This window comes from Xanthomonas hydrangeae, from assembly GCF_032697525.1.
GTDB lineage: Bacteria > Pseudomonadota > Gammaproteobacteria > Xanthomonadales > Xanthomonadaceae > Xanthomonas > Xanthomonas hydrangeae.
Genome location: NZ_CP103836.1, coordinates 2,281,330 through 2,296,605, shown reverse-complemented (window position 1 = coordinate 2,296,605; position 15,276 = coordinate 2,281,330). Strand labels below are relative to the sequence as shown.

The 15,276-nt window shown below is 65.7% G+C and carries 9 protein-coding genes and 1 riboswitch; of the genes, 5 read left to right on the top strand and 4 right to left on the bottom strand.

Features of this window, described 5'->3' with window-relative positions:
* Window positions 1-17 precede the first annotated feature (17 nt).
* Window positions 18-1,337, top strand: coding sequence for an L-fuconate dehydratase (locus NYR97_RS09455; RefSeq protein ID WP_316697680.1), 1,320 nt, complete (start codon window positions 18-20; stop codon window positions 1,335-1,337).
* 756 nt (window positions 1,338-2,093) lie between these two features.
* On the opposite strand, the gene NYR97_RS09450 is transcribed toward NYR97_RS09455, so the two are convergent.
* Complete coding sequence (locus NYR97_RS09450) at window positions 2,094-2,462, bottom strand: L-fucose mutarotase (protein ID WP_006451877.1); 369 nt, start codon at window positions 2,460-2,462, stop codon at window positions 2,094-2,096.
* A complete protein-coding gene (gene fucP, locus NYR97_RS09445) occupies window positions 2,459-3,763 on the bottom strand; it encodes an L-fucose:H+ symporter permease (RefSeq protein WP_316697679.1) in 1,305 nt (434 codons plus the stop codon). The genes NYR97_RS09450 and fucP overlap by 4 nt, the downstream gene beginning before the upstream one ends.
* Window positions 3,764-3,943: 180 nt before the next feature.
* Here fucP and NYR97_RS09440 point away from each other — a divergent pair, with 180 nt between their 5' ends.
* The 4 genes from NYR97_RS09440 to NYR97_RS09425 all read left to right on the top strand — a co-directional run bounded on the left by NYR97_RS09440 (window position 3,944) and on the right by NYR97_RS09425 (window position 8,392).
* On the top strand, window positions 3,944-4,693 hold the full coding sequence (locus NYR97_RS09440; protein ID WP_168957530.1) for an IclR family transcriptional regulator: 750 nt from the start codon (window positions 3,944-3,946) through the stop codon (window positions 4,691-4,693).
* 114 nt (window positions 4,694-4,807) lie between these two features.
* Window positions 4,808-5,923: a helix-turn-helix domain-containing protein gene (locus NYR97_RS09435; protein ID WP_316698139.1), complete on the top strand. Its 1,116-nt coding sequence runs from the start codon at window positions 4,808-4,810 to the stop codon at window positions 5,921-5,923.
* Between the two features lie 82 nt (window positions 5,924-6,005).
* A complete protein-coding gene (locus NYR97_RS09430; protein WP_316697678.1) occupies window positions 6,006-7,514 on the top strand; it encodes a S41 family peptidase in 1,509 nt (502 codons plus the stop codon).
* Window positions 7,515-7,629: 115 nt separating this feature from the next.
* Window positions 7,630-7,792: riboswitch (yybP-ykoY riboswitch) on the top strand.
* A gap of 12 nt (window positions 7,793-7,804) precedes the next feature.
* Entirely contained in the window at window positions 7,805-8,392 is a 588-nt protein-coding gene (locus NYR97_RS09425) for a manganese efflux pump MntP (RefSeq protein ID WP_176341130.1), read from the top strand.
* Between the two features lie 181 nt (window positions 8,393-8,573).
* On the opposite strand, the gene NYR97_RS09420 is transcribed toward NYR97_RS09425, so the two are convergent.
* Together NYR97_RS09420 and NYR97_RS09415 are read right to left on the bottom strand one after the other, a co-directional pair.
* Window positions 8,574-12,023, bottom strand: coding sequence for a NahK/ErcS family hybrid sensor histidine kinase/response regulator (locus NYR97_RS09420; RefSeq protein ID WP_316697676.1), 3,450 nt, complete (start codon window positions 12,021-12,023; stop codon window positions 8,574-8,576).
* 838 nt (window positions 12,024-12,861) lie between these two features.
* Window positions 12,862-15,276: a GH36-type glycosyl hydrolase domain-containing protein gene (locus NYR97_RS09415; protein ID WP_425613053.1), complete on the bottom strand. Its 2,415-nt coding sequence runs from the start codon at window positions 15,274-15,276 to the stop codon at window positions 12,862-12,864.

Below are 15,276 nucleotides of genomic sequence, written 5' to 3'. Positions count from 1 at the left end.
CATCGCCCAGGACTTCCATGAGCACCATCATCGCCCTCGACACCCACGACGTCCGCTTTCCCACCTCGCGCGAGCTCGATGGGTCGGATGCGATGAATCCGGATCCGGATTACTCGGCCGCGTATGTCGTGCTGCGCACCGATGCGCCGGATGACCTGGCTGGCTACGGCCTGGTGTTCACCATCGGCCGCGGCAACGATGTGCAGACCGCCGCCGTGGCTGCACTGGCCGAGCACGTGGTCGGCCTGCGCGTGGAAGACGTCATCGCCGATCTGGGCGCGTTTGCGCGCCTGCTTACCAACGATTCGCAGCTGCGCTGGCTGGGCCCGGAAAAGGGCGTGATGCATATGGCGATCGGCGCGGTGATCAACGCCGCCTGGGATCTGGCCGCACGCGCGGCGAAAAAGCCGCTGTGGCGTTACATCGCCGAACTCAGCCCGGAGCAGCTGGTCGACACCATCGACTTCCGCTATCTCACCGACGCGCTCACCCGCGACGAAGCGCTGGCGATCCTGCGCGAGGCGCAACCGCAGCGTGCGCAACGCATCGCCACGCTGATCGAACAGGGCTACCCCGCCTACACCACCTCGCCCGGCTGGCTCGGTTACTCGGACGAGAAACTGGTGCGTCTGGCCAAGGAGGCGGTGGCCGACGGCTTCCGCACCATCAAGCTCAAGGTCGGCGCCAACGTGCAGGACGACATCCGCCGTTGCCGCCTGGCGCGTGAGGCGATCGGCCCGGACATCGCGATGGCGGTGGACGCCAATCAGCGTTGGGATGTGGGCCCGGCGATCGACTGGATGCGCCAGCTGGCCGAATTCGACATCGCCTGGATCGAGGAACCCACCAGCCCGGACGATGTCCTCGGCCACGCCGCGATCCGCCAGGGCATCACCCCGGTGCCGGTCTCCACCGGCGAGCACACCCAGAACCGCGTGGTGTTCAAGCAGCTGCTGCAGGCCGGCGCGGTGGACCTGATCCAGATCGATGCCGCGCGCGTGGGCGGGGTCAACGAAAACCTCGCCATCCTGCTGCTGGCGGCCAAGTTCAATATCCGCGTGTTCCCGCACGCCGGCGGCGTCGGCCTGTGCGAACTGGTGCAACACCTGGCCATGGCCGACTTCGTCGCCATCACCGGCAAGATGGAAGACCGCGCCATCGAATTCGTCGACCATCTGCATCAGCATTTCCTGGACCCGGTGCGCATCCGGCACGGCCGCTATCTGGCACCGCAAGCCGCCGGCTTCTCCGCCGAAATGCACCCGGCCTCCATCGCAGAGTTCAGCTACCCCGACGGCCGCTTCTGGGTCGAAGATCTGGCCGAGACAAAGGCGTAATCCAACGCACCGCACAACAAACTGCATCCACTGTAGGAGCGGCTTCAGTCGCGATGGGCTTTCTCGATTGCCTGATCGCGACTGAAGCCGTTTCTTAGAGTGGCTGACAACACGTAGCGAGCAGTCGCCAAGGGCGTGCGGACGGCTGATTGCTGCCTGGCTGCAGGGCCCTTGTCCGCCCACCATCGCAGGACACGCCGCAAGTACGTCCATGTAGGCTCTTACGCGGCATCCATGCCGCGTAAGGTCCCGCGACGGTGAGCGGACAAGGACCAGTCGAGATGGTCGGTACGTATGGTTTTTAACAAAGCAGCCAGCAAACTTTCTGGTGAGGGCACCGCGCCCTCGACCACTCAGCCTTTGACCTGGGCTTCTGGCGGCATCTATCAAAAGACGGCCGACAAAACCACCGCATTCACCGCCAGCCGAGCGATCGCTAGGTTTTGTTAGCCGCTCTTAGTTGGAGCGTTTGCGATACACGTGCGTAGCACCTGCCAGCCGCGCGGCACCAGCGTCGATGCATCACGCAGCGCAACTGCGCGGACCACGCATGCGCAACAGGCAGTGGCGGGGCATTCTTCGTTGCTGGCTGCTGTCACGCTTTCGCTGCGCAGCAGGCACAACGCACGATGCGCCTGCAAGAAAACACCCTGTTTCGATGCGCCGCGCCAGCACAGCAGCGGCAGCGGCAAAGAGACGCAAGACCAACGCCCTACTGCGGAGTCAACACATCCGCAGAAACAGACTGGGCGAAACCTAACCCCGCCCCACACCAACCGCCTCACTCAACGCAAAAATCCGCCCGGCCTCGCGCCACTTCTCCCCAGGCGCGCTCCCTGGCAACGGCTTTTGAAACCGCCACATCAGCTCTTCCCAGGCTTGAATCCGCGGATCGCTCGCATCCCGCGCCGCCTTGGCGGCCGGATCGTAATCGTCGCCAACTTCCATCAACATCACCAAGCGATCGCCGCTGCGAAAAATCTGCAGCTCCAGGATCCCCGCCTGCCGCAACGACGCCACCACTTCCGGCCACACCTGCGTCGGTTGATGCCAGCGCTCGTACTCGGCGATCAGTTGCGGGTCGTCGTGCAGATCCAGCACGTAGCACAGACGCCGCACACTCATGGGCCTGCCCCAGCAATCGCCGGCGCAGCGCGACGCGCGCGCAACGCGAACAGCAAAATCACTGCAAAACACCCGCCCGGCACCACCATCGCCCAATGGATACCGGCCATGTCCGACACCGCGCCCATCACCGCAGTGAGCAGCGCGCCGCCGATGATCGACATCACCAGCAACGACGAACCCAGCTTGCGTGCGTCGTCGTGCATGCCATCTAGACCCAGCGCAAAGATGGTCGGGAACATCACCGACATGAACACGCTGGCTGCGACCAATGCGTACAAGCCGGTCCAACCGGGCAGCGCAATCGCCACCGCACACAAGACCAGATTGATCGTGGCAAAACTCGCCAGCAACTTCGCCGGCGCCAGATAGCGCAACAGCGCGGTGCCGATGAAGCGGCCAGCCATGAACAGCACCAGCGAGATGGTCAGATACGTCGCGGCGCTTTTTTCCGGCGTGCCCGGCACCGCGTCTTGCAGATAGCGGATCAGATAGCTCCAGATGCCGACCTGCGCGCCCACGTAGAAGAACTGCGCCACCACCGAAAACACGAACAGCCGATTACGCAACAACTCGCCAAAGCGCGCGCGTTTGGGCGCAGCCTCGCCCACACCCGCATCGCCGGTGGGAAAGCGCACCAGCGCGATCAGGATCGCCCACAGCACCACCACCACGCCGATCACCAGATACGGCGTCTGCACTGCGGACGATTCGGTGGCGAAGAACGCTGCTCGCGCGGCTGGCGTCATCGCGGCCAGCTCGGCCGGGGTGTGCTCCACACCGGAGAAAATGAAGTGCTGGCCGACCAGCACGCCGGTGATCGAACCTAGCGGGTTGAATGCCTGGGCAAGATTCAGGCGCCGCGCCGCGCCCTCGGCCGGGCCGAGCACGGTCACCAGCGGGTTGGCGGTAGTTTCCAGAAACGCCAGGCCGCTGGCGATCACGAACAGGGCCAGCAGGAACAGCCAGTAGGTATGCACCTGCGCGGCCGGATAGAACAGGAACGCGCCGCACGCGTACAGCAGCAGGCCCAGCACCACCGCCGCCTTGTAGCTGTAGCGGCGCATGAACATCGCCGCCGGCATCGCGAACACGAAATAGCCCAGATAGAACGCGCTCTGGACCAACCCGGCCTGCAGGTCGGACAGCTCGAAAGCCTTCTTGAACTGCTTGATCAGGATGTCGTTGAGGTTGTTGGCCATGCCCCACAAAAAGAACAGGCTGACGATCAACAACAGGGGAACCATGGCGGTACGCGCCAGGTTGCCGCGCGGTGACGCGGCAATGTCACTGTGATGCATGCGACCGATCCCCTCCCAAGGCTGTGGCGCTTGCGTTGCTGTGCGGCGAGCGTACTGCGCAGGCCAGCGCCATGCAAATATAAAATCTTTGTTTATATTTGCACGCAAGCACCATACCTCACCGCTGCCCGCGATGCCTGTACCCTGGCGCGCCGCAGCCTTGCCTGGAGCCGCAAACGGATGAGCACCGAACCCGCCAAGTACCGCGCCCCCGCCCTGGACAAGGGCCTGGACATCCTCGAGCTGCTCGCCCGCCAGGCGCAGCCGATGAGCATGGGCGCGATCTCGCAGGGCATCGGCCGCTCGCGCGGGGAGATCTTCCGCATGCTGCAGGTGCTGGAGGAGCGCGGCTATCTCACCCGAGACGGCGAAGGCGACTATGTGCTGACCAACCGGTTGTTCATGCTCGGCATGCAGCAGCCGCAGGTGCAGAGCATCAGCGAAGCGGCATTGCCGGTGATGCGCCGGCTGGCCGATGCGATCTATCAGCCCTGCCACCTGGTGGCGCCGTCCGGCGACCAGATCGTGGTGATCGCGCAGATGGACGTGCCCAGCGACCTGGGCCTGGTGGTACGCCCGGGCCATCGCCGTCCGCTGACGCATTCCAGCTCCGGGCTGGTGCTGTACGCCTTCCAGCAGCCGGAGGTGCAGGCACGCTGGCTGGACATGCTCGATGCCAGCGAGGTGCCGTTCGAGCGCGCGCAGTTCCTGGCTGCCGCCGCGCAGGCGCGCAGCGATGGCTACGCCATGCAGCCCAGCGAAGCGGTGGTGGGCGTGGTCGATCTGACCGCGCCGATCCTGCAACGCGGCAGCGCCACCTACACGCTCACGGTGCCCTTCATCGAACGGCGCCCTGAGCTGGTTGGCCCGCAAGCGGCATTGCAGGCGCTGTGTGCGGCCACGGCAGAGATTTCCAGCGGGCTGCACTAACCGCGCAGAAGCGGAGCGCCGCGCGTAACGCACCTGCGCCCGGGCCGCCGCCGATCGCCCCTATACTCGGCGCGATCGACCAAGCGGGATCGCATGTCCAGCATCAAGTTCGGGATGTGGAGCACCATCCTGCTGCTCGGCAGCGCGCATGGCGTGCTTGGCGCCAGCCTGTTGCTGCTGGTCCCGGCCAATCGCATCGCCAACCGCTGCCTGGCCGCACTGCTGCTGGTGGTGGTCGCCCTGATCACGCCGTACACGCTCGGCTATGCCGGCGCCTACGATGCGTACCCGGGCCTGACCTACGCACCGTTGTTCTGGGAGCTGGCGATCGGGCCGCTGCTGTGGCTCTACGTCCGCCAACTGGCCCGCCAACGGCTGCCGCGTCGCTGGGCGATGCATCTGCTGCCGGCGCTGCTGCAGGGCGGTTACTACACGTGGCTGTTCACCTGGCCGCTGCAACGCAAATGGGCCTGGAACGCCGCCGTCCACGTGCCCTGGATCGCGCCGCTGCAGGACGCGCTGGTGCTGGCCTCGCTGGCGTTCTATCTGCTGCCGGCCTGGCGCGAATACCTGGCCTATCAACGCTGGCTGGAACATCACAGCGGCGCGCGCGAGGAACTGCGGCTACCGTGGCTGCGTGGCTTTCTGCTGGCCGCCGCGTTGCTGGTGCTGTTGCGGCTGGGCTTCACCGCCAGCGACCGGCTGTGGCATCGGCTGTCCTACGTCGATGAATTTCCGCGCTATCTGGCCACCGCCGCACTGATCTACTACCTGGGTCTGGAAGGCTGGCGCCACGCCAGGGTCCACTATCCGCCGCGCGACGCGGTGTTGCCGCGCGCTGCGCCAGCAGACCGGGCAGGCGAACCAGCGCCTGCTTCCGTCCAGCACAAGGACTGGCATGCGCTTGGGCAACAGGTCGCAGCGCAAGTCGCCACGCACGGCTGGTGGCGCGAGCCGGAGCTCAGCCTGCCCGAGCTGGCGCGGCGCATGGGCACCAACAGCAATTATCTGTCGCGCGCGCTCAACGAGGGGCTGGGACAGACCTTCAGCACGTTCCTCAACACGCTGCGCATCGCCGAAGCGCAGCGCCTGCTGCGCGGCGATCAGGACATCCTCGACATCGCACTGGCAGTCGGCTTCGGCTCCAAGGCCAGCTTCAACCGGGTGTTTCGCGCCTGCGCCGGCTGCACGCCCAGCGACTATCGGCGCGCGCAACGTCGCATCGCTTGAAAATCGCTCGGCGATTGCGTGTTTGGGTCGTCCGCCGAGGCACCCCCGACCATGCTGGCGGCTTCTCGCACAAGGAATCGCCATGTCACCGCGCCTGCGCCATCTCGCTGCGTCGCTGATGTTGCTGTCGGTCTGGCTGCCCTGCACCGGCGGGGCTGCAGCGCGGCCGCCAACGCTGCGCAGCGACAGCCCGCTCGCAGGCCCGGCGCTGCTCGCCGATATCGATGTCTTGCAAAGCGCCTATGTCGCGCTGCATCCGGGTCTGTATCGCTACTCCACCGAACAGGACATCGCGCAGCGCTTCGATGCCTTGCGTGCCGAACTCGGAGATGGCGCAACGCTCGCCCAGACCTATCTGGCCATTTCTCGCCTGACCGCCAGAGTGCGCTGCGGCCACAGCTTTCCCAATTTCCTCAATCAACCCGAACCGGTGCAGCGCGCCTTGTTCGACAACGAGCGGCGGTTGCCCTTCCACTTTCGCTGGCTGCAGGGCCGGATGGTCATCAGTCGGAACGGCTCCGACCAACCCAGCCTGGTGCCCGGCACCGAGGTACTGGCGATCGATGGCGTTGCCTCGGCGCAGATCCTGGCCGCCTTGATGAACGTGGCGCGCGCCGACGGCAGCAACGATGGCAAGCGCATCGCGCAGATGGAGGTACAGGGATTCGCACGCATCGAAGCCTTCGATGTTTACCTGCCGCTGCTGTTTCCGCAACTTTCGGCCAACCCGTTGCTGCGCGTACGCGGGCCAGGGGTGGCGAAGGAACGCGAAGTGCGCGTCCACGGCCTCAGTGCGGCGCAACGCCGCGCGATGATTCCCACGCGCAGCGACGACAGTGCAGCACCGCCATGGCGTCTGGACCTGGCAACACCCGGTGTGGCGGTGCTGCAGATGCCGACCTGGGCGGTGTACGACAGTGACTGGGACTGGCAGGCATTTCTGGCGCGCAGTTTCACCACGCTGGCCGAGCGCGAGATTCCCGCGCTGGTAATCGATCTGCGCGGCAACGAGGGCGGGCTGGATGTGGGCAGCGCCTTGCTTGGGTATCTGTCCGCACGTGAGAGAGCGGCGCCGCAGATACGCACGCTGGTGCGCTACCGGCGCTTGCCCGACGCGCTGGCGGCATACGTCACCACCTGGGACGCATCCTTTCGCGACTGGGGCACGCGTGCGGTTGCCTACGACGCGCGTTTTTACACGCTCAACCCTGCATCCGATGCAGATGCGCAAGCCCGCACGACACCGCATGCGCCGCCCTTCGACGGCAAGGTGTTCGTGCTGATCGGCCCGGAAAACAGCTCGGCCACCTTCGCGTTCGCACAGCGGGTGCAGCGCAGCGGGTTGGCCACGCTGGTCGGCCAGCCCACCGGTGGCAATCTGCGCGGCACCAATGGCAGCGCGTTCTTTTTCCTGCACTTGCCCAACTCGCAAATCGAAGTGGACCTACCGCTGGTCGGACAGTTTCCAACCAGCGCAGAACCCGATAGCGGCGTGTTGCCCGACGTGCCGGTAACCATCACCGCGGAAGATCTGCAACACGGCAGGGATGTCGAAATGGAAGCCATCAGCAGCTTGCTGCGCACGCCTTGAGCGCAGGCGCAGGTACACCGCAGAGCTCTCGCATAGCCACGGCTATAAAGATCAGACCGACCTTCGCGTGCAGTGCAGGCGCACCGAACGCGGCCATGCGTTGGTACACTGCGCGCCCCTTGGGGAGTAGCCTGCTTCTGCGTCGTCGGAAGCGCCTGCATCAACATACTCGGCCCTCGCGCCGTGGTGCAGGCAACCAATTTCGGTTTGGCGAGACCAGCGGCATGCGTGCACAACAACGGTTGGCGCGGGCGCATGTCGTTGCGATCGTGCCCAACCCGAGAATGTCGATGTCCCCTTTTTCCATTGTGTTGATCGGTTTCGCAATGTCGACCGATGCGTTTGCCGCAGCGATCGGCAAGGGCGCAGCAATGCGCAAGCCGCAGTGGCGCGATGCGCTACGCGCCGGGTTGATCTTCGGTTGCATCGAGGCGATCACCCCGGTGATCGGCTGGCTGCTGGGGCGCGCCGCCTCCAGCTATGTGTCTGCCTACGATCACTGGATCGCCTTTGTACTGCTTGGCGCATTGGGCACGCACATGATCGTGGCCGGGCTGCGCCAGGAACCGGACGATGATGTGGACGAGGCGTCTTCCGATACGCCGAAACGGCATGGATTGCTGGCCTTGGCCACCACCGGTTTTGCCACCAGCATCGATGCGATGGCGGTCGGCGTGAGCCTGGCGTTTCTCGACGTGCATATCGGCGTGGTGGCGGTGGTGGTCGGCTTGTGCACCTTCAGCATGGTCACCGCTGGCGTGATGCTGGGCCGCGTGCTCGGCAATCTGATCGGCAAACGCGCCGAGATTCTCGGTGGTTTGATTCTGGTGATCGTTGGCAGCGTCATCCTGTACGAACACCTGAGCGGTGCCGCGTAAGCGCATGGCAGCTGTTCGTAGGAGCGCGCTGGCGCGCGATGAGGCATCATCGATAACGCCCCATCGCGCGCCAGCGCGCTCCTACGCTGCATGGCCTTGCCATCCGCCCGAGAGGCATGCCGCATTTTTACAATGCCGCGTGTATCTCTGCATATCGCGGCGCTGCACGCGATGCGCTGGCTCAGCGCTTTTTCGCATCGTGATGCGCGCTCAGGAACGCACGCAACGATGCCGGCTTCACCGGCTTGGTCAGCAACCGATAGCCACGCGCACGCGCGAGTTGCTTGAGTTCGTCGCGGCCGTCGGCAGTGAGCAGTGCGCCGGCGATCGGCGCAGTTGCGGCGGCCTGCACCGCGTCCAGCGTGTCCAGACCATCGAGCCGGTCGTGCAGGTGGTAATCCACCAGCATCAGGTCCGGTTGTTCGCGCGCGCGCTCCAGCGCCTGGTCCACGGTGCTGGCAGTGATCACTTCCACTTGCCAGCGGCCGAGCAGTGCGCACATGCCGTCGAGAATTTCGCGGTCGTTGTCCACGCACAGCACGCGCAGGCCAGCCAACGAATCGCCGCTAGGCAACGGCCGCACCGCAATCGCCGGCACCACGGGTGGCAGCGGCACCGCGGCCACGCGCGGCAACAGGATCGAAAACATGCTGCCGCGGCCGACCTGGCTGCGCGCACTCAAATCGTGATCGAGCAAACGCGAGATGCGTTGGCAAATCGACAGACCCAGCCCCAAGCCCTGCTCGCCCCAGTCGAACGGCTGCTGGTAGCGGCGGAACTCTTCGAAGATCTGCCGCATATGGTGCTCGGGAATACCCGGGCCGGTATCCCACACCTGCAATTCCACCTGCTCGCCGCGCCCGCGCATGCCCAGCACGATGCGGCCCTGGCGTGTGTAACGCAGCGCATTGGCGAGAAAGTTCTGCATCACCCGGCGCAGCAGGCGGCGGTCGCTGCGCACCCATAACGCGCGGCTATGCACCTGCAGCTGCAAGCCACGGCTGGACGCCACCGGTGCGTACTGCGCAGCCAGTTCGTGCATCAGCGCGCTGGCATCGAAGTCCTCGACCGTGGGCCTTAATCCGCCGGCATCCAGGCGCGAAACGTCGAGCAGGCCATCGAGCAGTTCCTCGGCCGCACGCAGCGAGGCATCCACACGCTCGGCCAGATGGCGTTGTTCTTCGTTGTTCTGATGGCTCTCGCGCAAGGCCGAGGCGAACAGGCGCGCCGCATTGAGCGGCTGCAACACGTCGTGGCTGATGGCGGCCAGAAAGCGCGTCTTGGATTGCTGGGCCAGCTCGGCCTCGCGCGAGCGGTCGGCCACGCGCTGTTCCAGGTTCTCGTTGGCGTCCAGCAGCGCGCGTTCGGCGCGTTTGTAGTCGGTGATGTCGTTGTAGCTGGTGACATAGCCACCGCCGGGCAGCGCCTGGCCACGCATCTCGATCACCTTGCCGTCGCTGCGGGTGCGCTCGAACACATGCGGCGAGCCGGCGCGCATGTGGCGGATACGGCGATCGATCTGGTCTTCGATATCGCCCTCGCCCAGCTCGCCGCGCTCGGCGTTGTAGCGGATCAGGTCGGCCACCGGGCGGCCGACATACAGCATGCCGTCCGGATAGCCGAACAGTTGCTGGTAGCGGCGATTCCACGCGGTCAGGCGCATCTCCGGGTCGACCACGCTGACCGCGGCGCTGATGTTTTCCAGCGTGGTGGACAGGATCTCGCGGTTGAAGCGCAGCTCCTGGCCGGCCTCGTCCAGCACCGCCACCACCTCGCCCAGGTCCATGCCCGAGCCGCGCAACAGGCTGGTCAGCACCAGCCGGGCGGAGGCTGCGCCGATCGAGGCGGCCAGCAGGCGCTCGGTGAACTGCACCCAGGCGCGATCGGCCACCACGGTGGGTTGCAGCTCGCGCTCCAGCAGCACCGCCTGGTCGACGAAGGCGCGGTGCGCATGCCGCTCGCCCACCACGCGCTCGGCCAGGGCCTGCAGATCGGCCACGCGCACATGCCCGGGCCAGTCGCCGGCCACCGCCGGGCGCTGCGCGTACGGGTCCAGGAACGGCGCCGCGCGCAGGCGTTCGTCCACACCCGGACGCCAGCGCGCCGACACCAGCATCATCGCGCCGACGTTGATCAGCAGCGACCAGAACGTGCCATGCGCCAGCGGGTCCCAGCCACGCATGCCGAACAGTTGCTGCGGCTGCAGCCAGGCGATGCCGAACGGCCCATCCACCAGCCACTCCCGCTGCAACCAGCCCGCACGCGTGGCGGCCGGCAGCAGCAGCGTGTAGATCCAGGTCGCAAAGCCCAGCACCATGCCGGTCTCCACGCCCTTGCGGCTGGCGCCGCGCCAGTACAGCCCGCCGATCACGCCCGGCGCGAACTGCGCCACCGCCGCGAATGCCATCAGGCCGTACGCCGCCAACGTAGTGTCGTTGGCCACGCTGCGGTGGTAGCCATAGGCAACCAGCGCCAACAGCAAAATGGCGACGCGACGGATCCACAGCACCCGCGAGGCCACTGCCGCGCGCGCATCGGCGCTGCCACGGCGGCGCAGCAGCACAGGCATCACCAGGTCGTTGCTGACCATGGTGGCCAACGCGATACTGGCCACGATCACCATGCCGGTAGCCGCCGAGAACCCGCCCACATAGGCCACCAGCGCCAGCACGGTGTTGCCCTGGCTCAGCGGCAGCGCCAACACCATCGCATCGTCGGCCACCGCGCTGCCCTTGCCGAACAAGGCCACGCCGGCCGATGCGATCGGCACAACCATCGCCGAGATGATCACCAGATAGGCGCCGAACAACCAGCGTGCGCGACGGATGTCGCCCACATCGCTGCATTCGACCACCGCCACATGGAACTGGCGCGGCAGGCAGATCACCGCCAGAAAGCTGAGCAGCGTCTGCGAAATGAACCCCACCGACGGCGTGTGTTCGAACAAGGTGCGCGCCGACTCGGCGATGGGCACCTGGTGGTCGCTCAGCCACACCCAGGCGAACAACCCCACCGCGACGATGGCGATCAACTTGATCACCGACTCCAGCGCGATCGCCAGCATCATGCCGCGATGGTGCTCGGTGGCATCGACCTGGCGGGTACCGAACAAGGTCGCAAACAGCGCCATCAACAGCGCCACGTACAAGGCCGGGTCGGCGAAGATGCCGCGCCCGGCGCTGCTATGCCCGGTCAGCACTTCCAGGCTCATCGCCACCGCTTTGTACTGCAGCGCCAGATACGGAACGATGCCGACCAGCGCGATCACCGCCACCAACGCGGCCAGCCGCCGCGAGCGGCCGTAGCGCGATGAAATGAAATCGGCGATGGAAACGGTGTTTTCGGCGCGTGCGATCAGCGCCAGCCGCTCGATGATGCGCCAGCCGAACAGCAGCAACAGCAGCGGGCCCAGGTAGATCGGCAGATAGCCGATGCCGTTGCGCACCGCCGAGCCGACCGCGCCATAGAAGGTCCACGACGAGCAGTACACCGCCAGCGCCAGGCTGTAGACCGCTGGCCGCAGCCACGGCCGCTCCGGGTACAGCGGACGGCGGTCGCCCCACCACGCCACGCCGAACAGCAGCGCGGCATAGCCGACGGAGACCAGCAGCAGGATCCAGCTCGAGACCAATGGGTGTCCTAGGCGGTGCGGTGCGAGCCTGGGAGTTTACGCAGTGGGGATTGGGGATTGGGGATTGGGGATTGGGGATTGGGGATTGGGGATCGGGGATCGGGGATCGGGGATCGGGGATCGGGGATCGGGGATCGGGACAGCGGAACGCGTCTTGACCCGTGGTGCAGTTCGAATCGAAAAAAGTGCACCGAGGAGCGTATGGGTGCTTTTGCGTCGTTGGCGTAGAGCGTTTGGTAGATGACGCGCCGAACAACTACTGCGCCCGCCTCGGGGCGCGCCCGTCTTGTGTGTCGCTCTTGGAGCGACTGACAAAACGACTTCGGGCCGGTCTATTGCAGAGTGGATGATCTGAGACTTGGCTGTAGAGCGGCTGGGGCTTGGCTGCAGGGCCCTTGCCCGCCCACCATCGCGGGACACGCCGCAAGTACGTCCATGTAGGCTCTTACGCGGCATCCATGCCGCGTAAGGTCCCGCGACGGTGGGCGGGCAAGGACCAGTCGAGATGGTCGGTGTGCATAGTTGCAAGCAGTGCGTGACGTGCGTTGTTTGGATTGAGGTGCGTCCGATCAGCTTTGGAGCGCAGCGCGATCAACAAGCGGCTTCAAAGAAGCAACCTGCAAACTTTCTGGTGCGGTGTCCTCGCCGCTTGCGGGACCGTGGGGCGGCATGAATGCCGCCACCGAGCCTACATGGACGTACTTGCGGCGTGTCCCGCAAGCGGTGAGGACACCGCGCCTCGACCACCCAGGCATTTGACTGTATCCAACAAGATGCGGCGAATAAAACCACTGCGCTCGCCCCCAAACGGGCGCTCGCTACGTTTTGTTGACCGCTCCTAACCGGGCAGGCGCACCTGCACCTGATACGTGCGACCAGCCACGATGTTGTAAACGCGCTGATCCGGGCAGGCTTTGCCGTCCACCAGTACCTCAATGTCGTGACGCCCCGGCTCACGCGTCAGCGTCACCTCGAACTGCGCGCCGCGGAACTGGCGCGTCACCTGCGCGTGCGGCCAGTGCGAAGGCAGCTGTGGGCGGATCGCCAGTGCGTCGCCCTCGCCGACCAGGCCGAACAGACCTTCGAGCACGCAGCGATACACCCAGGCCACCGTGCCGGTGTTGAACAGCTGGCTGGAACGCCCGGCCGTGCGCGGATATTGATGCCAGGCGCCGCGATAGTAATTGGGCAACGACACCGGCAGATGGCCGCGCTGCAGCACGTCCTCGCGGGTGGGGCCGGGCAGCATCGCGCGCAGGATCTTCCAGGCGCGGTCGGCTTCGCCGATCTGGTACAGGCTGTAGAGGTAGAACGCCACCGCGTGGTTGTAGACCGCGCCGTTCTCCGCCGCGCCCGGCCACTTCTGCGTCAACCGGCCCACGTCATCGCGCATGTGCGTGTAGGCCGGCGCCAGCATCACCGGCCCGTACGGCGTGTGCAGCTGTTCGCGCACAGCCTCCAGCAACGCCTCGCGCTGCGCGGTATCGGCAGTGCCGGCCAGTAGCGCAAAGCTCTGCGGATTGAGATAGATGCGCCCCTCCACATCCTCAGCGATACCGAAGCGCACACCATCGTCGGTGATACCGCGTGCATACCAGTTGCCATCCCACAACTCGCGATTGGCGTCGGCGTTCACCGTCTGCACTGCCTGCGAAAATGTCTCTGCCTGCGCAGTGCGGCCTTGTGCAGCGCAGATGCCCGACCACAGCCGCAGCGCGTACGCGGTGGCCACGGTGAGCCAGCCGGACACGCCCTTGCCGCGCCAGCCGACCATGTTCATCGGGTCGTTCCAGTCACCCTGGGCGATGAAGCTCAGGCCACGTGCATCGCGGGCGTCCAGCAACCATTGCATGGCTGCATCCAGGCGCTCGGCCACGCTCAGCGCCTGCCCGTCGTGCGTGCGGACCACCGCATCGAGCACGCTGGCATCGCCGGTTTCGGCCAGATAGGCGCTCAGGAAGATCGGCAACCACACGCAGTGATCGGTATGCGGCACCTGGTTGATGTATTTGAGCTCGGCGCCTTCCACCAGCAAGATGCCGTCCGGCATCGCGCCGCTGGGTTCCTGCTGCGAGAGCGCATGCAGCAACGCCGCGCGTGCGGTGGCCGGCTGCAGGTAGGCCATGCCCATGTGATCCTGCAGATAGTTGCGCGTCTGCGGATCGGTGGTCAGGCGATTGACGTCGCCGTGATAGAACACCTGCCGCGGCAGCCAATGATTGACCAGGTTGTCCAACGCCGGATCGGGCGTGGCGATCTGCACGCAGCCCTGCCCGCCCTGCAGATACCGCGCGTAGTCGCGCGCGGCTGCAGCAAAGCCGGCTTCGGACAGATAACGCGCACGCAGCGCGGCGATTTCCGCATCGTCCTTTGCCGGGCCGAACGCAAAGCGATACACGCTGGCCACATCGGCATCCAACGTCAGCCGGTACTGCAACGCGGCTGCCGGATTTTCGTAGTGCGCCTCGCTGTTGCCCAGCTGCTCAGCCTGGATGGCCGAGGGCGCATGCAGGCCACCCTCGCCTTCGAATGCCATCTGCTGCGCGTCCCAGGCCACCGGCGGCTGCTCGTGCAGCAGGAAGGTGCAGTCCTTGAAATCGCGTTGGCGAAAATAGTCGTCGACCTTCTGATACGGCGCCACGCTACGGCAGACGATGCCACCCAGCGCCGGCTCGTAAGCGCCGCCCTGATGCATCCACGACATGTAACCGATGGGGAAATACGGATACAGGCTCAGCCTGCGCGTGCGCCCGGACAGGTTATGCACGCGGCATTCCCACAACTCCACCGCATCGTCGGTGGGCAATGCCACGCATAGCTCCACCACGATGCCATCGTGGCGCACCCGCCAACGCACATCGTGCTTGCCGACAGAAAATTCGAACTGCTCCGGCGACGCACGCACCGGTTCGTGCGGCACCGAATACAGCGCACCGGTGTCTTCGTCCTTGAGGTAGAAGAAACGCCCGGGATGATGCGCGTAGTAAGGCTGCTCGGGCATCATGAAATTGCGCGCTTCCAGCAGCGGCGCATGCGCGTACTTGGCCGGTTCCGGCTGCATGAACTGCCCGGTGGCGTAGCCGCGGCAGGTCAGCTGCAACATCATGCGGCGGTTCCACAAAAATCCGCCCGCGTTCGGCATCGCGGTGGGGCTGTAGAGCGCATAACGCGCGCCGTCGGCGCTGGGCGCCATCAACGTGGAAAGATCGGCGTTGGAGGTTGTTTCGGAATCGGCAATGGACGTTGCAGACAC

Bases quoted from the DNA above. Each gene is read 5' to 3' on its own strand.
- NYR97_RS09455 (WP_316697680.1), top strand. From the start codon at position 18: ATGAGCACCATCATCGCCCTCGACACCCACGACGTCCGCTTTCCCACC.
- NYR97_RS09450 (WP_006451877.1), bottom strand. From the start codon at position 2,462: ATGAGTGTGCGGCGTCTGTGCTACGTGCTGGATCTGCACGACGACCCG.
- fucP (WP_316697679.1), bottom strand. From the start codon at position 3,763: ATGCATCACAGTGACATTGCCGCGTCACCGCGCGGCAACCTGGCGCGT.
- NYR97_RS09440 (WP_168957530.1), top strand. From the start codon at position 3,944: ATGAGCACCGAACCCGCCAAGTACCGCGCCCCCGCCCTGGACAAGGGC.
- NYR97_RS09435 (WP_316698139.1), top strand. From the start codon at position 4,808: ATGTGGAGCACCATCCTGCTGCTCGGCAGCGCGCATGGCGTGCTTGGC.
- NYR97_RS09430 (WP_316697678.1), top strand. From the start codon at position 6,006: ATGTCACCGCGCCTGCGCCATCTCGCTGCGTCGCTGATGTTGCTGTCG.
- NYR97_RS09425 (WP_176341130.1), top strand. From the start codon at position 7,805: ATGTCCCCTTTTTCCATTGTGTTGATCGGTTTCGCAATGTCGACCGAT.